The following is a 15,877-nucleotide window of genomic DNA, read 5'->3' as shown; positions in this document are numbered from 1 at the left end:
GAAGCGTGATGTGGGAACAAAAGCAGGTTTTAGTCACAGGTGCGGGGGGCTTTATCGGGAGTCACTTAACAGAGGCCTTGGTGAAAGCAGGAGCCAAAGTGCGTGTATTTATCCGTTATAATTCCAGGGATGGTCGTGGGAATTTAGAAGATCTTAACCCTGTGGTTCTCGAACAGATAGAGATCATCGCGGGAGACTTACGTGATGCGGACGTGATTGATCGATCGGTTAAGGGCTGTGATACTGTTTTCCATCTTGGTGCTTTGGTAGGAATCCCTTATTCCTATAAAAATCCACGCGAAGTGGTCGAAACAAATATCCTTGGAACCTTTAATATTCTTAATTCAGGTCGTGATCATGAAGTGAATCGGATCGTCAGCACTTCCACCAGTGAGGTCTACGGTTCAGCACGCTATGTTCCTATTGATGAGACGCATCCCCTACAGGGTCAGTCACCGTATTCAGCAAGTAAAATTGGGGCAGATAAGTTAGCTGAAAGCTTCTATGCTTCATATAATCTACCGGTGGTAACGATTAGACCCTTTAATTGTTATGGGCCAAGACAGTCTGCTCGGGCTATTATTCCAACCCTTATTACACAGGCTCTCGCTTGTGAAGAAATACGTCTTGGTAATACGGAAGCCTTACGTGACTTTACTTTTGTAACGGATACAGTGGAAGGATTTATCGCGGCGGCAAGTAAGCAGGAAGCGATTGGCAAGGTGATTAACGTGGGTTCAGGGCGGGAAATCTCCATAGGTGAATTGGCCGATGTGATTATCAAGACAACCCAGAGTTCAGCAAAACTTGTGATCGATCAGACGAGGGTTCGTCCGAGCAAAAGCGAAGTCAATCGTCTATTGGCAGATAATCGTTTAGCCAAGGACGTGTTGGGCTGGGAACCTCAGGTCTCCTTGGAAGAGGGAATCAAAAAGACGTTAACCTGGATTGCCGCTCACCTTGATCGTTTCCAGATAGGAAAATATCAAATTTAAAGCAACAACTATGAAATATTAAATCTGAAAATATGAAGAAAATGATGGAAAAAATATGAAGAAGGGGAATGCGATGCAAACAATTATTTTGGCAGGCGGTAGGGGGTCACGGCTTGATCCCTATACCCGAATTCTACCCAAGCCCCTTTTTCCCATTGGGGATAAACCCATCGCTGCTATCCTTGTGCATCAACTCAAACGTACAGGGGCAGATGAAATTATCATGTGTTTGGGTTACCTTGCGGATCTCCTAAGAACGTACTTCCGAGATGGCGGTGACTTTGGAATGACCATTCGTTATTCTGAAGAAACCGAACCCCTTGGGACAGCGGGTCCCTTGAGAAAGGTAACGGATTTGCAGGACGATTTCTTAGTCGTGAATGGGGATGAGCTCACAACCTTAGATTTTCGAGCTTTGTATGAACACCATCTCGCGATGAAGGCTGACATGACGGTGGCCGTGCAGATGAAGAAAACCCAATCCTCGTTCGGCGTCCTTGAGGTGAAGGAGGGTCAGGTGACGGCTTATTCGGAAAAGCCAACCCAGAATTATTGGGCGAGTATGGGGATTTATGTGATGAACAAGCGCGTCCTCTCCTTCATTCCGGAAAATGAAAAGTTTGATATGCCAGATCTTGTACGGCGGCTTCTCCAGGAAGGGGCTCAGGTCGTAAGTTATGAAAGTCAGGATCTTTGGTTTGATATTGGGACAATGTCTGACCTTGAGAAGGCTAAGGAAGAGTTCGAAGCCTTAAAGTTTCCTTGAAGAAGAGGAGCTAATAAGACTGGAAAATGAGTGAAATAGAAAAATAGAAATGGATAAAATGGATAAATAGAATAAAGAGTTACAGTAAAAAGTTCAGTTATAAGTTCAGTAAAAGTAAAAAAATGTAATACAAAATAGAGACGTCAAAACAACAGAGGAAAAGAGAATTACCTGAGAAAAGGGGATGAAAAGTTGAAGGATAAGGGTATGCAAAAGGTTCTGATATTAGGCGGTTCAGGGATGTTAGGGCATACCCTGTTTCGCATTCTCGCAGAGAAGCCAAGCCTCGAGGTCTTTGTTACGGCTCGTTCTACAAAAGAATTATCGAGCTGGTTGACTCCAGTGCAATTGAAGCAGGTCGTTAGCAATGTCGAGATCCATGATTTTGATCGGCTTGTTCAGGTTTTTGCTGACCTTAAGCCAGATAGTGTGGTGAATTGCATTGGAGTGATTAAGCAAGCACCCACTGCACACGATCCCCTCCTGACGATAAGCGTCAATGCACTTTTCCCGCATCGACTTGCTAGGCTTTGTGGTACTATCGGGGCACGAATGATTCATTTTAGTACGGATTGTGTCTTTGATGGTCAAAAAGGGAGCTATACAGAAAGCGATATTGCGAATGCCACCGATTTCTACGGAAGAACGAAATACCTGGGTGAAGTGCTCTACCCGCATTGTCTTACGCTGCGCACATCCATCATTGGACATGAATTGAAAGGGAGATATGGCTTAGTCGAATGGTTTTTAAGCCAGAGCGGGAAGGTCTCTGGCTATACAAAGGCAATCTATTCGGGCTTGCCAACGGTTGAACTCGCGCGGATTATTGCTGATGATGTGATACCGAATCCTGAATTAACGGGGCTTTATCATATATCCTCTCCTCCGATCTCAAAATACGAGTTGCTTAAGCTCATAGCGATTCAGTATGGCAAAACGATATCGATCGAGCCAGAGGAGAGCCTTCAAATTAACCGATCGTTAGATTCCTCTCACTTCCGTTCTCAAACAGGTTATAATCCACCAACCTGGCCGGAATTGGTAGGCAGAATGTATGAAGACTATGTGCGCGGGCCCTATCAAACTGATTACTGTTTAACTAAGGGAGATGTACGATGAAGCTTTTTGATGATAAAGTGATCGTGATTACCGGAGGCACAGGCTCCCTGGGGAAGGTCTTAACCCGGCGGCTTTTGGAAAAGGAACTGGGCGCTCCGAAAAAGATTATTATTTTTTCACGTGATGAGGCTAAGCAGCATGCTATGCGGGTCGAATACCAGCATAAAAGGAATGTCACCGATGAAGTCATCTATGATAATTTTGCTCGGCTCATCGAATTTCGAATTGGGGATGTCCGCAATTATCCTTCCGTATGCTCAGTTTTAAAGGATGCCGATATCGTGATCAATGCGGCTGCGCTGAAGCAGGTGCCGTCTTGTGAGTATTTTCCCTTTGAGGCGGTACAGACAAATATTACGGGTGCCGAAAATATAGTGCGAGCGATTAGCGAAAACAATCTTCATGTGGATACCGTCGTGGGGGTTTCCACGGATAAAGCGTGCAAACCCGTGAATGCTATGGGAATTTCTAAGGCCATGCAAGAGCGGATCTTTATTGCTGCGAATGTCATGATTCCCAAGACACGCTTCGTTTGTGTGCGATATGGCAATGTACTTGCTTCGAGGGGTTCTGTGATCCCCTTATTCCATGAGCAGATTAAGCATGGAGGTCCGGTAACGATTACGACCAAGGAAATGACACGGTTCTTATTACCCCTGGAAAGTGCTGTGGATACCATTTTTGCTGTCTTGCAAGGGGCTAACCCGGGTGAAATATTTATCCCCAAGATCCCCTCGGCTCGTATCGAGGATGTTGCGAAGGTCTTGATTGGAGCTCGAAAGATTGCTTTAGAGTATACGGGTATTCGACCAGGAGAAAAGGTGCATGAGATTTTGGTTTCTGAAGAAGAGGCTTGGCGTACGATTGATCGGGGAGATTATTATGCGATAAAGCCCATGCTTCCTGAACTTTTTAGCGCAGAGCCAAACCTCAAGGTGCTCTCCAATGAATATAGCTCTGGAGATTTCCTCATGAACCCCGAAGAAACAGAAGCTTTGCTCAGGAAACAGCAACTGATGCTGGGTCAAGAGGTTAAGGAGGCAGGGGAATTACTACGATGAAGCACTATAAGATAGTCTGTATCTGTCAGGTATTTAATGAACTGCGCAAAGTGAATTTGGAGCGGTTCGTCCACTATGTCAAACCGCTTGTAGACGCTTTGATCGTCTATGATGATGGAAGTACGGATGGCAGTTATGAATATCTCTTGAAACACACCCCCTATGTTCTTCGGGGTATTAAAAATGATTTCGTGAACGAGCGAAGTCATAAGCAACTCTTGCTGCAAGAGGCCTTAAAGCTGAAGTCGGATTTCATTCTATGGCTGGATGCGGATGAAGTTCTTACCGCCAATGCTAAGGTGAAGCTTCAGGCGCTATGTAAAGAATGTGATGAAAAGCAGTTCGATGCTGTGAATATGCATGAGATTAATCTCTGGCGCAGTCATTCCTGGCAGCGGCTGGACAGCTTGTATGATTCGGGGTGGTTCTGCCGCCTTTGGCGTGTGGTTCCCGGGATGTGTTTCCATGATACAAAACCTGGACTTCATCAACCCCTATTTCCTTCAACGATTCGCAGCTCGATGTGGGCTCATGATGTTCAGGTACTGCACTATGGTTTCTCTTCAAAGCAACGCTTGGCTTATAAATATTTAATCTATAAGTCGCATGGCCAACGTGGTTATGATATGCTCGATCGTCTAATTAGTGAGGAAAAGCTTGTGTTAGCCAAAGTTCCTCAGGATTTCTTCCCCGAGGGGCTCTGGGTGGATGATGAGGAGCCAGAACCACTACCTTTTAGCGAGTCCTTAGCCTACGTGGAGCAGTATCGCGAAGAAGTCTTCAAGCCGAAGTTTTCGATCGCTTGTCTCGTGTATAAAAGTGTGGAATGGCTGAAGTTCGTGTATGAACAAGTCTTTAAGTATACCGATATGACGGATAAGGAGTTCTTCTTTGTCGCCAATGATGCCAATGACGCTGTGCTGAGTTATTTACGGGATAACTATATCCCTCATTATGTGTTTGAAAATACACCTCAGCAGCAAGCTGAATGGTATGTGAATAAGGTGTACCGCGCGTACAATTTTGCAGCGAGTAAGGCTCAAGGCGACTTTATTGTTTTCATCAATTCAGATATGGCGTTTACGCCGAGCTGGCTAGAAAATCTATGGCGGGCTTATAACGGTGAAAACTGTGTCACCTCGCGTTTAGTGGAGTCTGGAAAATTGCGTAGTGGTCAATACGGAGTGGAAAAGGACTTTGGTCGAGATGTTTCATCCTATCAAGAGGTGGCCTTTCAAAAGTATGCTCGAGATTTGACAGAATCTAAGCTGCTTGACGGTGGATTATTTATGCCCCTATTAATTCGCAAGGAACATTTTGAACGTGTAGGTGGTTATCCTGAAGGACAGGTTATCGTAGGCAGCAATATCTATCATCCGGTAATTGCTCAGCAGGGAGAAGCATGTATATCGGGGGATACGGTTTTGACGATGAAGCTTAAGGATGCGGGGATTAAACATCAAACGGCGTTTGACAGCCTGGCTTATCACTTTCAGTGGGGAGAATTGGATAGTAAAAATACCAATCCAGAAGCACCCCAGCAAATCATCAAAGTTGCTATTTGCAATAACCTCGTTTCGGGGCATATGGGAGACATTTCCTTGTGGAAGGATTTGGTTAAGGAGCTTCCAGCAGCTGTAGGTATCGATTTGCAGGTTGTCGGCACCCAGGGAGATTTTGCGAGGAATGCTCGAAAGATGATCCAAGAGCAGTATCCAGATGTTGAAGTAATCCTGCAAAACGCGAGTTTTATTAATACCGTTGACGAATCTCGATATACGATAGCTTTATTACAGGATGATCTGAGGTCAAAAGGTAGGAAGAGCGAGTTGCAGGAGGGAAATCTAAAGAGCGCTAATAAACGGGTGACCTTTTCGGCGGAAACCGCCTTGGTCTATTCTGACTACGATTTTGAAGTGATCCCCAAGGATGAAAATGCTATGAAAAAGTGGCATATCCTCCTAACCCAAGTGTTCCAGGAAATCAAAAGGGATCAATCTAAACCCCAACATGAAATCAAACAGCCAAAGGTATCCATCATTATTCCAACCTTTAAGCGAACGCACTTGTTGAGGTGGGGGCTCTATTCATTAGCTCTTCAGGATATACCCTTTGATTTTGAGACGATCGTCGTTAATGATGGGGTACACGATGAAACTGAAGCGATCTGTAAGGAATTTAAGGAAAAACTCAATTTGAAATATATTTTTACCGGACACAGAAATCTGAACGGTGGAACGGTTTGGCGAGTACCTGGCTTTGCGATTAATATTGCGGCAAAGCAATCCACGGGGGATATCCTTGTATTGTGTTGTGCCGAGATGTTTCATATTAATAATACGATAGAAAGCCTCACAAAACCCATCCTAGACAATCCGAAATGGCTTGCTATACCGATCGGCAAAGATGATCGTGACGGGGCATTCCTTAAGCATATTGCTACTCATAACGGTTCAGTTCGGCTTGATGTGTATAACCAATGCAGTCCTTTGTATACGAAAATGCCCTTCTTAATGGCAGTTCATCGTAGTCAGTTCTTCGACATTGGAGGCTATGATGAAGATTTTGTGGGGATTGCTTATGATGATCGGGATATAATCGATCGATTATTGAAAAATGGGTGCAGTTATAGTCAGACTTCTTCCGTAGCAGTCCATTTGTACCATCCCAGGGCAGAAGGTTACTACGAAGGGGAAGGTCCCTCCGAATGGGAGTATAACAAGAATTTGTTCTTTTCCAGAATCGGTAAGATTATAAGGAATGAAGGTAGAGAGTGGGGTGCTTTGAATAATCCTATTTAAAGATGCGAAAAAGTAAGGGTGATTTTAAGATTTAACCCTTACTTTTCTATGTAAATATTTAAGATTAAGCCAGAAATGCGAAGCGAAAGATAGATATAAGGGACACCGTAGTGTCCCTTGCTCACTTTTTAACCGATGACTTTACCAGAGATATTGGCTGGACCGTTGATGAAAATATCGCCCTGACCCGGCTGAATGTTACGGGCAAATAATTGATAGACGTGGTGACCAACAGGTACGTTGGTTAGGACGGCTTGGAACGTAGTTACCATTTCGAGATCTTCGTCTTCACCATCTGGAACGGACTCTTGGTTGGCAGATGCGACTATGCCGTCATCTTGTCTAATGGTAAGCTGAATAGTCGGTTGGAGACTTAAAACAGTGTTTACAACTTGCCAACCAATGGTTGTTTGCAATTCTACGAAGTTTGTTGCTTGTGGTACAAACAGACCAAATTGCAAAATTAACGTGTCTGCGCCTGTGAGTGCAACATTTGTGGAATCTGCTAGATTGGTTAAGAGGCTTCTGTTGTAGTTTAATAAAGCCATTTCCTTTTCTCCCTTCTATATTTTGACTAATGGGATAGCGAGAGTAATCTCATTACAGTATCAGCATATTGACAAAGAATGGAAATGGTGTGGACGAAATTAAAAAAAGCTACATTTTCTCCTAACTCAGTCACTATCTAGGTTAGAGCAGATTTTTATGATGCAAAGTTGAGTTTTGTAACAAATGTAGACATGAACAATATAATATACAAACCCATAATTTGGGAGGATGAGCAATAGAGCTATGCCTTCATTTTAATAAGCAAAAATGTAACACATTATGGACAGGTGGGATAGTATAACATCTGAGCAATAGGAGGTGTGATATGGCCTTTTTGACGACGGGTTTGATTGATAACACAGCTGTTTCAGGAGTTAGACCGAGTTCTACGCTTTCCGTATTGATCTCAAACAATGATACTGTAAGCGTAACGGTACAAATTGAAGGATTCTTCCAGAGTGGAACTACGAAAGTAATGTATGTGCAAGAGCTATTCAGTCTTGCTGCAGGAAACGTGGCCCAGAGAAGCTATTTCAATGAATTTGAGGCCTATGAGTTTCAATTTACTGTGAGTTCAGAGGCGGTTAACGTCTCTGCTTGGGCTAAAGATCCTGCAGGGAATCTTACTACAGCCCAAAGATTAGTAGCGCAAGAGCTTAACCTGTTTTAAGAAAAATTTAACAAATTAAAGGAGATGAACTAATGTCTGAATTAACGACTGGATTGATAGAAAATACGCCGGTTGCCGGCGTAAGACCCACTTCATTGCTTACAGTGAGAATTACAAATGACGACACAGTTCCTGCTACCGTGCAAATAATGGGGTTTTATTTAACTGGAGTTACCAAGACTCCGTATGTCGTGGAGTTATTAGGCATAGCCCCTGGAGAAGTAGCAACAAAAAACTATTTTGCAGATTTTGATGCCTTCGAGTTTCAGTTCATTACTAGCTCAGATGCTGTAGAGATCTCAGCGTGGGGAAAAGATGCTGAGGGGAATTTGGTCGCGGCGCATCGTGTGCTGCCAGCAGAACTCGACCCAATCGGTCCTGAAGGAATAACAGGGGCGACGGGAGCTACAGGAGCCGATGGAGCAACAGGAGCAACTGGGGCGACAGGAGCAGATGGAGCGACCGGAGCGACCGGAGCTACAGGAGCCGATGGAGCAACCGGAGCGACCGGAGCTACAGGAGCCGATGGAGCAACCGGAGCGACCGGAGCTACAGGAGTAGCAGGAGCAACAGGAGCAACAGGAGCGACTGGAGCCACAGGAGCTGTTGGAGCGACTGGAGCCACAGGAGCTGTTGGAGCGACAGGAGCAACAGGAGCGACGGGAGCCACAGGAGCCGATGGAGCAACAGGAGCGACGGGAGCCACAGGGGTAGCAGGAGCAACAGGTGCGACTGGAGCCACAGGAGCCGATGGAGCAACCGGAGCGACCGGAGCTACAGGAGTAGCAGGAGCGACAGGAGCGACTGGAGCTACAGGAGTAGCAGGAGCAACAGGTGCGACGGGAGCCACAGGAGCCGATGGAGCAACAGGAGCGACCGGAGCTACAGGAGTAGCAGGAGCAACAGGTGCGACTGGAGCCACAGGAGCCGATGGAGCAACAGGAGCGACTGGAGCCACAGGAGCCGATGGAGCAACAGGAGCGACTGGAGCCACAGGAGCCGATGGAGCAACAGGAGCGACCGGAGCTACAGGAGTAGCAGGAGCGACAGGAGCGACGGGAGCCACAGGAGCCGATGGAGCAACAGGAGCGACTGGAGCCACAGGAGCCGATGGAGCAACAGGAGCGACCGGAGCTACAGGAGTAGCAGGAGCGACAGGAGCGACTGGAGCCACAGGAGCCGATGGAGCAACAGGAGCGACTGGAGCCACAGGAGCCGATGGAGCAACAGGAGCGACCGGAGCTACAGGAGTAGCAGGAGCAACAGGAGCGACTGGAGCCACAGGAGCCGATGGAGCGACAGGTGCGACTGGAGCCACAGGAGCCACAGGAGCCACAGGAGCCACAGGAGCAGGTTTGGCTGCCTTCGGCTATGTTTATACACTTGACGCAGTGGCTCAAGTTGTTGCTGGCGGAGCAGATGTGATATTTAGCAGTAATGGTCCGCTTGTAAACGAAACCCACACTGCTGGTACCGCCCCGGTAACCGTTACACTTGCCGGTAACTATCAGATTGACTATAGTGTAAGCATTACTGCAGGTGTTGGTTCGGAAATAGCTATTGCGGTGAATACCGTAGTTGATGCTTCCACACCAATTACGGCGTTGGTCACTGCTGGTCAAGTAACCGGTCAGGCGATTTTAACACTTGCAGCAGGTGATGACATTACGCTTAGGAACGACTCCGCTACTCCGTTTACACTAACTACTACGCCTGAAGTTGGTGCACAATTAACTATTAATAAATTAGATTAATTTGTTGTATAAGCTAATGTAATTTATTTAAAAAATAAAAAATTTGCAAGAGTCCCTTGGTATCGCCATCGCCGAGGGACTTTTTTTGTAGATATAATATATTTTGGACGTTCATCTGTGTAAATGAATGATCAATTTCGGCTTCAGAAAGCTGGGGTCTATGAGAAAACGCTCCTTTTCTGGCTATCTAGAGTTGGACAAGCTTCAACGTTCCAGAGTGTCGAATACCATAGAGTATCAAAAATTAAAAGTATGAGGTGTTAGGAAAGATGGCCGATAAGTCCATTACTATCAGTTTGTGTATAATTGTACGCAATGAGGAGGATACCATTGCTCGGTGTCTAGACTCAGTGAAAGGGATTCCAGATGAGATTGTAATTATTGATACTGGTTCCACAGACTGTACGAAAGAGATTGTAAAAAAATATACTGACAAAATCTTGGATTTTACTTGGATTGAGGATTTTGCAGTTGCTCGAAACTTTGCATTTAGTAATGCTACCAAAGAATATATTCTTTGGCTGGATGCAGATGATGTATTATCAGAAACTGATAAAGACATGTTTCTAAAACTAAAAGAAAATCTAGATCCTTCAATAGACGTTGTCAATATGCCTTACCTATTAGCGTTTGACCAGTCGGGTGCCGCTACTTTTAGTTTAAGAAGAAACCGTTTGGTCAAAAGGAGTAAGAACTTCCGTTGGATCGGTGCGGTGCATGAGTATCTAGAGGTGCATGGAACTGTTTTAAACTCAGATATTTGTGTGACGCACAAAGCTACAGCAAGTGATGATTCTGATCGCAACCTGAAAATATATGAGAAACGTAAGGCGAGAGGGGAATCATTTTCTCCGAGAGATTTATTCTATTATGCTAATGAACTTTTTGATCATAAGCTCCATAAAAGAGCGATTGAGGTATATCAAGAGTTTTTAAAGTCAGGACAGGGTTGGGTTGAAGATAACATTTCCGCCTGTGGAAAGCTTGCAGAATGTTTTCAGAAGTTAGGCGAGAAGGATAAAGAACTGGAATATATCTTGAAATCCTTTAAATATGCGACACCAAGGGCTGAGTTCTGCTGTCGCTTAGGTTTTTATTTTCTCAGTGATAAGCAATATGAGAAGGCGTCTTTCTGGTACAAACTGGCGACTCAATTGGAAAAGCCCATTGACAACTGGGGCCCTATGATTGAAGCTTGTTGGACGTGGTTGCCACATTTACAGTTATGTGTTTGCTATGATCGTTTAGGTAAACATGAATTGGCCTATGAGCATAATGAGCTTGCTAGAAAGTATCGTCCAGAAAATACCCAGGTCTTGTACAACAAGAAGTATCTGGAGGGTGTATTGAGATTAGGAAAGGCAGAAACGCAAGAAACCAATCAAAATTAGTAAATGTGTAGAGGAAAGGGTTGAGTAATATGAGATTAGACTGGCATGAAGAATTTATAGTTAACCTTGCTAGCCTTATCCGGCCGAAGGTTTATCTTGAACTCGGATTATATCGTTGTGCGCTTTTCAATCGAATAGTTCCCTATGCTGAACAATTGGTTGGAGTGGATATCAGCGCTGAGGCTGGTAATTATATGCAACAATCGCAGAATACTCGTTTTTTTAACGGTACAACGCATGAGTTTGCTAAGGAATTAGAGCTCCACCCAATGCAAATTAACATGTTATTCATCGATGCGGATCATTCCAAGGAGGCAGTTTTGCATGATTTCAAGGAGTTTTTTCCATTTGTAGCTCCCCATGGTCTCATTTTATTTCATGATACCCATCCTGGAAATGAACAAATGATACAACCAGAATGGTGTGGGACCGCCTATCTAGCAGTTGAAGAGTTATCAAAGGTGACAGAATCGTATGAAATGATGACAATTCCGCTTTCCCCTGGTTTAACGATTTGTAGAAAACGTAAGGCTCAATTGTCTTGGCGGGAAGAGTAAATTCTTTATCGGGTAGTTAAAACGAGAAGGGAAATCCTGCGATGAAAATTATGACCATAATAGGTACACGTCCGGAGATAATTCGTTTAAGCCGAATAATACCTCTTTTAGATGAGTTGTGTGATCATATCCTTGTGCATACAGGGCAGAATTATGACCAGACATTAAATGATATATTTTTTACTGAACTCAAGTTGCGGTTGCCAGATTATTTGCTAGACTGTCGATCTCCTACCTTAATGGGTCAGATCGGGGAGATACTCCGTGGGTGTGAACAGGTGATGCTCAAGGAAAAGCCGGATCGCCTGCTTATTTTGGGGGATACCAACAGCGCCTTGTCGGCGATGGTTGCTAAGCGGTTACGGATTCCAGTCTACCATATGGAGGCGGGTAATCGTTGTTATGATGATCGAGTACCGGAGGAGATCAACCGCCGCATTGTCGATCATTGCAGCGATATTTTGCTGCCTTATACGGAACGAAGCCGAGCGAATTTGCTTAGTGAAGGATTCAAGGGAGAACGAATCTATGTGACAGGCAATCCGATTGGGGAGGTTCTCAGCTATTATGCAGGCAGGATTGAACAAAGCAAAGCTCTAAAGAACTTGGGAGTGACCAGCAAAGGATATTTTCTTGTAACCTTGCATCGGGCCGAAAATGTTGACGACGAGGTACGTCTGGACAAATTCATAAGCGCTCTACAGGGCCTAACTGTAAACTATGAAATGCCTCTCATTTGCAGCCTGCATCCTCGCACTCGGTCTCAATTGGATAGGAGAAGTATGACATTTGATGGGAAGGGGATTCGAGTCGTGGTACCGTTAGGTCTGTTTGATTTTGTATCTCTTGAGCAAAATGCTTACTGTGTACTGAGTGACAGTGGAACGGTTCAGGAAGAGTGCTGCCTTTATCATATACCGAATGTGACGTTGAGGGATGTGACTGAGCGACCTGAGACATTGGAAGCAGGGAGTAACCTCATCTCGGGTTGTGAACCGGAAGATATCTGGCGGGCCGTGAAAATCGTGTTAAGTCAGGGCTCAGACTGGGAGCCCCCAGCAGAATATAGGGTGCAAAATGTAAGTCGGAAAGTCGTGAAGGTCTTACTGGGTAGAGGCCTCTAGAATGACACTTGACCCTATTACTTTAGAAGGCAACGTCAAGATATAAGGTTTGAGCAGTAAAGCCTTACTTATATGAGTAAGTTTTTACTGCTCTTTCGCATCACTTGAAAGTATACATTTTTTCGATAGTATTAGTGTCTACTGACATTCAGCTTCGCCAAGGTTTCTTTAGGTATAATCCTATAGGCTCAGCAAAAAGGCTTCGACTTGGTCGGCAGTGCGTTGCCAGGTCCAAGCTTGTGCAAAAAGATGACCTGCGGTGGCAATACGCTGACGCTCAGTATCCTTTGTCAAGAGCTGATAGATCGCTTGGCTTAGTTGATTGAGGTCGCTTGGCGGAACAACCAGACAGTTTTCGCCGTTCCTTGCGTAATCACGATTGCCACCACAATCTGTAGTCACGACGGCAGTACCGCTAGCCATCGCTTCAAGGGGAGGTAAGCCGAACGCTTCAAAGTAAGAGGTATAGACAAAGAGGTCTGCTTCAGCATAGAGCAGGGCTAGCTCTCGATCCGTGGCCGTAGTGATCATCCGACATGGAACAGGGCTTATAAAATTTGCGTTTTCTGGCATTGTAACGGTGAGTTCAAAATCAACCTGCTCCTTTAAACGGGTTAACGCCTTTAAAAAGTCAGCTCCTCCCTTCCAGGTATAACCAGAAGCGGGGTCGCGCATGATGTAAAAGATATTCTTGCGGCCTGTTTGGCCAGAACGTTTAGGATGTGGATGGAAAGTTAAATGATCGACTCCACTGGAGATGACAGTGCTTTCTAGGCCTGTCTCTTGGAGTAGGAGTTGGCGGTGCCATTGAGAGATAGAGAGGATCGGAGCGCCGATCAGGTAACTTTGCTTGGCGGTTTCCGAATCGGGGACCCAGAGCGGTTCATAACCAAGACTGAGGCGTACGACCCGTCCTTTTTGGGATTCCCAGGCAGGACTAACGGTAGTATAGAAATTAGGGAGTATAAAATCGGCTGAAGGGATGGAGGAAGGGGTTAATTCGGGAACACGTCTTAGCTTGGTACGCAAGGGCCAGACTTGGAGCCCTTTTTCGGGCATGACGATCTCCACATCATGTCCCTTATCGGCTAAGGCATTCGCCAGATGATACATGAAACGAGCCCCACCACCCATTTCTAAGCTAAGAACAGGAAACACAATCTTCATTATTGGTCCTCCCTTTTCCTTTGCGTACTACAGATTATGCGTTCATGGAGTTTGCTGTGCTAGCTGGTACATCAGCAGAGACTTTGAATAATATAGAGGAGAATGCATTTTATGGATAGAGTTTAAATACTCTCTGAATTTAGCAAATATACTACGATTGGGAAGGATGTTCAGCCTGTGACAGTTGAAGTTGTTCACCATAAGGATTTCCTCACCACGATTAATGAGCTCCTCATGGATTCGCATACCGTCCTAGATGTAGGTTGCGGTGTAGGCACCACCCTCAGAGAATTTTGCTGCCCTATAAAGATTGGAGTGGATGCACATCGACCATACTTAGAGAAAGCTAAGTATGGGGAACCGTTTATTCTACTCAATGTATCAGCAGAGCGCCTGAGTGAGATATTCCTTCAGAAGTCCTTAGATAGTGTGACATTGATCGATGTCATTGAGCATTTGGAAAAAGAGGTTGGTTTTGAGGTCTTGCGCCAGGCAGAAAAGATTGCCTCCAAAAAAGTAATCCTTTTTACCCCAAGGGGTTTCTTTCAACAGAAAGAATTTGATCATTACGGTTTAGGGGGAGAAAGCTTTCAGAGGCATCGCTCAGGCTGGGAAGTCGAGGATTTCCTCAAGCTGGGTTATAATATATTAATTTTTAGCAGGTTTCATGATCAAAAGAATTTAGCCTTCTTGGAGGTTTACGGTAAAGACGCTGAGCCTATAGATGCTCTATTAGCTTGGAAGGATTGCAGTCAATAAGTCTAGGCGCGGGATAACTGTAAAAGCAAGGCTTCTAATTTATCAGCTGAGTGTCGCCAAGTCCAGGTTTGGGCGCACTGTAAGCCGGCTTGTGCAAGACGATTTCGTTCTTGTTCCTGAGTTAAGAGATGAGCGAGTGATTGAGTGAGTTGTTGGATATCGCTGGGGGGAACGAGTAAACAGTTCTCCCCGTTTTTTGCGTAATCACGGTTGCCACCATTATCTGTAGTTACGACTGCTGTACCACAGGCCATAGCTTCTAAAGGTGGCATAGAAAATGCTTCAAAGTAGGAAGTCGATACAAAAATATCAGACTGGGCATAGAAAAGAGCCATCTCGGTGTCCGAATGGGCGGTTACAATACGATAAGGAAGAGGAGCTTGGTAGGTTGCTCCCTCTGGAGCGACGACTTGAATGTCAAAGTTAGGAACCTGCAGGGCTAAACGCCGACAGGCCTCCCAAAAGTCCTCACTGCCCTTCCACGTATAGCCGTGTTCTTTCGAGCGCAGGATATAGGAAATCATTGGGCGTCTGGTCGCTAGGGATTTTTTGGGGAAGGGATGAAATACTGAGGGATCAACTCCTCCAGGTATCACCGTACTGTCGCGACCGGTCTCTTGTAAGAGGATTTGATGATGCCATTCTGATATGGTAATAATCGGGGCATCTATCAAGTAAGAAGCCCGTGCTTCTTCGGCTTCTTTTACCCATAACGGTTCATAACCAAGGCTAAGTCGAACGACTCGGCCTTTTTTTGATTCCCAAGCGGGAAAAACAGTGGGCCAGAAATTTGGAAGGATAAAATCTCCGGGTGGTATTGTATCCGAAGTGAGTCCTTTAACTCGAGTGATTTGGGTCTGTAGGGGCCAAGCTACTGCAGCATATTCAGGGATTACGATCTCCACGTGGTGTCCCTTATTCACCATCTCATTCGCTAACTGATAGATAAAGCGTGTTCCCCCTGTTTCTAGACTGAGTACGGGAATAACAATTTTCATATCTTAATCCTCCTTGAAAGGTGAACCGATAGCCCCTATTAGGTAATAAACGTGTTTCAGGGCCAACCAAAGGTGGTTTTCTTTCAGTGTATGTGACAGGGGGCGACAAGGTGGCAAAAAGAAAAGTGAAGGAGTGTCAACAGTGTGGAGACTTCCATAGCATATA

Annotated in this window: 14 protein-coding genes; 11 read left to right on the top strand and 3 right to left on the bottom strand. The window is 45.1% G+C overall.

Features of this window, described 5'->3' with window-relative positions; genetic code table 11:
- Positions 1–8 precede the first annotated feature (8 nt).
- The 5 genes from ACZ42W_RS17275 to ACZ42W_RS17255 all read left to right on the top strand — a co-directional run bounded on the left by ACZ42W_RS17275 (position 9) and on the right by ACZ42W_RS17255 (position 6,742).
- On the top strand, positions 9–995 hold the full coding sequence (locus tag ACZ42W_RS17275) for an SDR family NAD(P)-dependent oxidoreductase (protein ID WP_464171067.1): 987 nt from the start codon (positions 9–11) through the stop codon (positions 993–995).
- A 73-nt stretch (positions 996–1,068) separates the two neighbouring features.
- Positions 1,069–1,761 (top strand): sugar phosphate nucleotidyltransferase, encoded by a 693-nt coding sequence (locus tag ACZ42W_RS17270; protein ID WP_464166502.1) that lies wholly within the window; start codon positions 1,069–1,071, stop codon positions 1,759–1,761.
- A gap of 192 nt (positions 1,762–1,953) precedes the next feature.
- Entirely contained in the window at positions 1,954–2,880 is a 927-nt protein-coding gene (locus tag ACZ42W_RS17265) for a dTDP-4-dehydrorhamnose reductase family protein (protein WP_464166501.1), read from the top strand.
- Complete coding sequence (locus tag ACZ42W_RS17260; RefSeq protein ID WP_464166500.1) at positions 2,877–3,941, top strand: polysaccharide biosynthesis protein; 1,065 nt, start codon at positions 2,877–2,879, stop codon at positions 3,939–3,941. The genes ACZ42W_RS17265 and ACZ42W_RS17260 overlap by 4 nt, the downstream gene beginning before the upstream one ends.
- Positions 3,938–6,742: a glycosyltransferase gene (locus tag ACZ42W_RS17255; protein WP_464166499.1), complete on the top strand. Its 2,805-nt coding sequence runs from the start codon at positions 3,938–3,940 to the stop codon at positions 6,740–6,742. Before ACZ42W_RS17260 ends, ACZ42W_RS17255 begins: the two co-directional genes overlap by 4 nt.
- Positions 6,743–6,870: 128 nt before the next feature.
- Here the strand turns inward: ACZ42W_RS17255 and ACZ42W_RS17250 are convergent, their stop codons facing one another.
- Positions 6,871–7,290 carry a hypothetical protein gene (locus ACZ42W_RS17250; protein ID WP_464166498.1) on the bottom strand — a complete coding sequence of 140 codons (420 nt, stop codon included), beginning with the start codon at positions 7,288–7,290 and terminating at the stop codon, positions 6,871–6,873.
- A gap of 326 nt (positions 7,291–7,616) precedes the next feature.
- Between ACZ42W_RS17250 and ACZ42W_RS17245 the strand changes: the two genes are divergently transcribed.
- The 5 genes from ACZ42W_RS17245 (at position 7,617) to wecB (ending at position 12,787) form a co-directional block, all read left to right on the top strand.
- A complete protein-coding gene (locus tag ACZ42W_RS17245) occupies positions 7,617–7,961 on the top strand; it encodes a hypothetical protein (RefSeq protein WP_464166497.1) in 345 nt (114 codons plus the stop codon).
- Between the two features lie 32 nt (positions 7,962–7,993).
- On the top strand, positions 7,994–9,715 hold the full coding sequence (locus tag ACZ42W_RS17240) for a BclA C-terminal domain-containing protein (protein ID WP_464166496.1): 1,722 nt from the start codon (positions 7,994–7,996) through the stop codon (positions 9,713–9,715).
- A gap of 269 nt (positions 9,716–9,984) precedes the next feature.
- On the top strand, positions 9,985–11,106 hold the full coding sequence (locus ACZ42W_RS17235; protein WP_464166495.1) for a tetratricopeptide repeat-containing glycosyltransferase family 2 protein: 1,122 nt from the start codon (positions 9,985–9,987) through the stop codon (positions 11,104–11,106).
- 29 nt (positions 11,107–11,135) lie between these two features.
- Entirely contained in the window at positions 11,136–11,663 is a 528-nt protein-coding gene (locus tag ACZ42W_RS17230) for a class I SAM-dependent methyltransferase (RefSeq protein ID WP_464171065.1), read from the top strand.
- Positions 11,664–11,704: 41 nt separating this feature from the next.
- Positions 11,705–12,787, top strand: a complete 1,083-nt coding sequence (gene wecB / locus ACZ42W_RS17225) for a non-hydrolyzing UDP-N-acetylglucosamine 2-epimerase (protein WP_464166494.1) — start codon at positions 11,705–11,707, stop codon at positions 12,785–12,787.
- 180 nt (positions 12,788–12,967) lie between these two features.
- Here the strand turns inward: wecB and ACZ42W_RS17220 are convergent, their stop codons facing one another.
- The gene (locus tag ACZ42W_RS17220) at positions 12,968–13,954 is read right to left on the bottom strand and encodes a glycosyltransferase family 4 protein (protein WP_464166493.1); all 987 of its coding nucleotides are present in this window, start codon (positions 13,952–13,954) and stop codon (positions 12,968–12,970) included.
- A 177-nt stretch (positions 13,955–14,131) separates the two neighbouring features.
- Between ACZ42W_RS17220 and ACZ42W_RS17215 the strand changes: the two genes are divergently transcribed.
- The gene (locus ACZ42W_RS17215) at positions 14,132–14,713 is read left to right on the top strand and encodes a class I SAM-dependent methyltransferase (protein WP_464166492.1); all 582 of its coding nucleotides are present in this window, start codon (positions 14,132–14,134) and stop codon (positions 14,711–14,713) included.
- A gap of 2 nt (positions 14,714–14,715) precedes the next feature.
- On the opposite strand, the gene ACZ42W_RS17210 is transcribed toward ACZ42W_RS17215, so the two are convergent.
- Positions 14,716–15,711: a glycosyltransferase family 4 protein gene (locus ACZ42W_RS17210; protein WP_464166491.1), complete on the bottom strand. Its 996-nt coding sequence runs from the start codon at positions 15,709–15,711 to the stop codon at positions 14,716–14,718.
- Between the last annotated feature and the right edge of the window lie 166 nt (positions 15,712–15,877).

It is taken from the genome of Desulfitobacterium elongatum (assembly GCF_055378975.1).
This window is presented reverse-complemented; position numbering and strand designations above follow the sequence as displayed.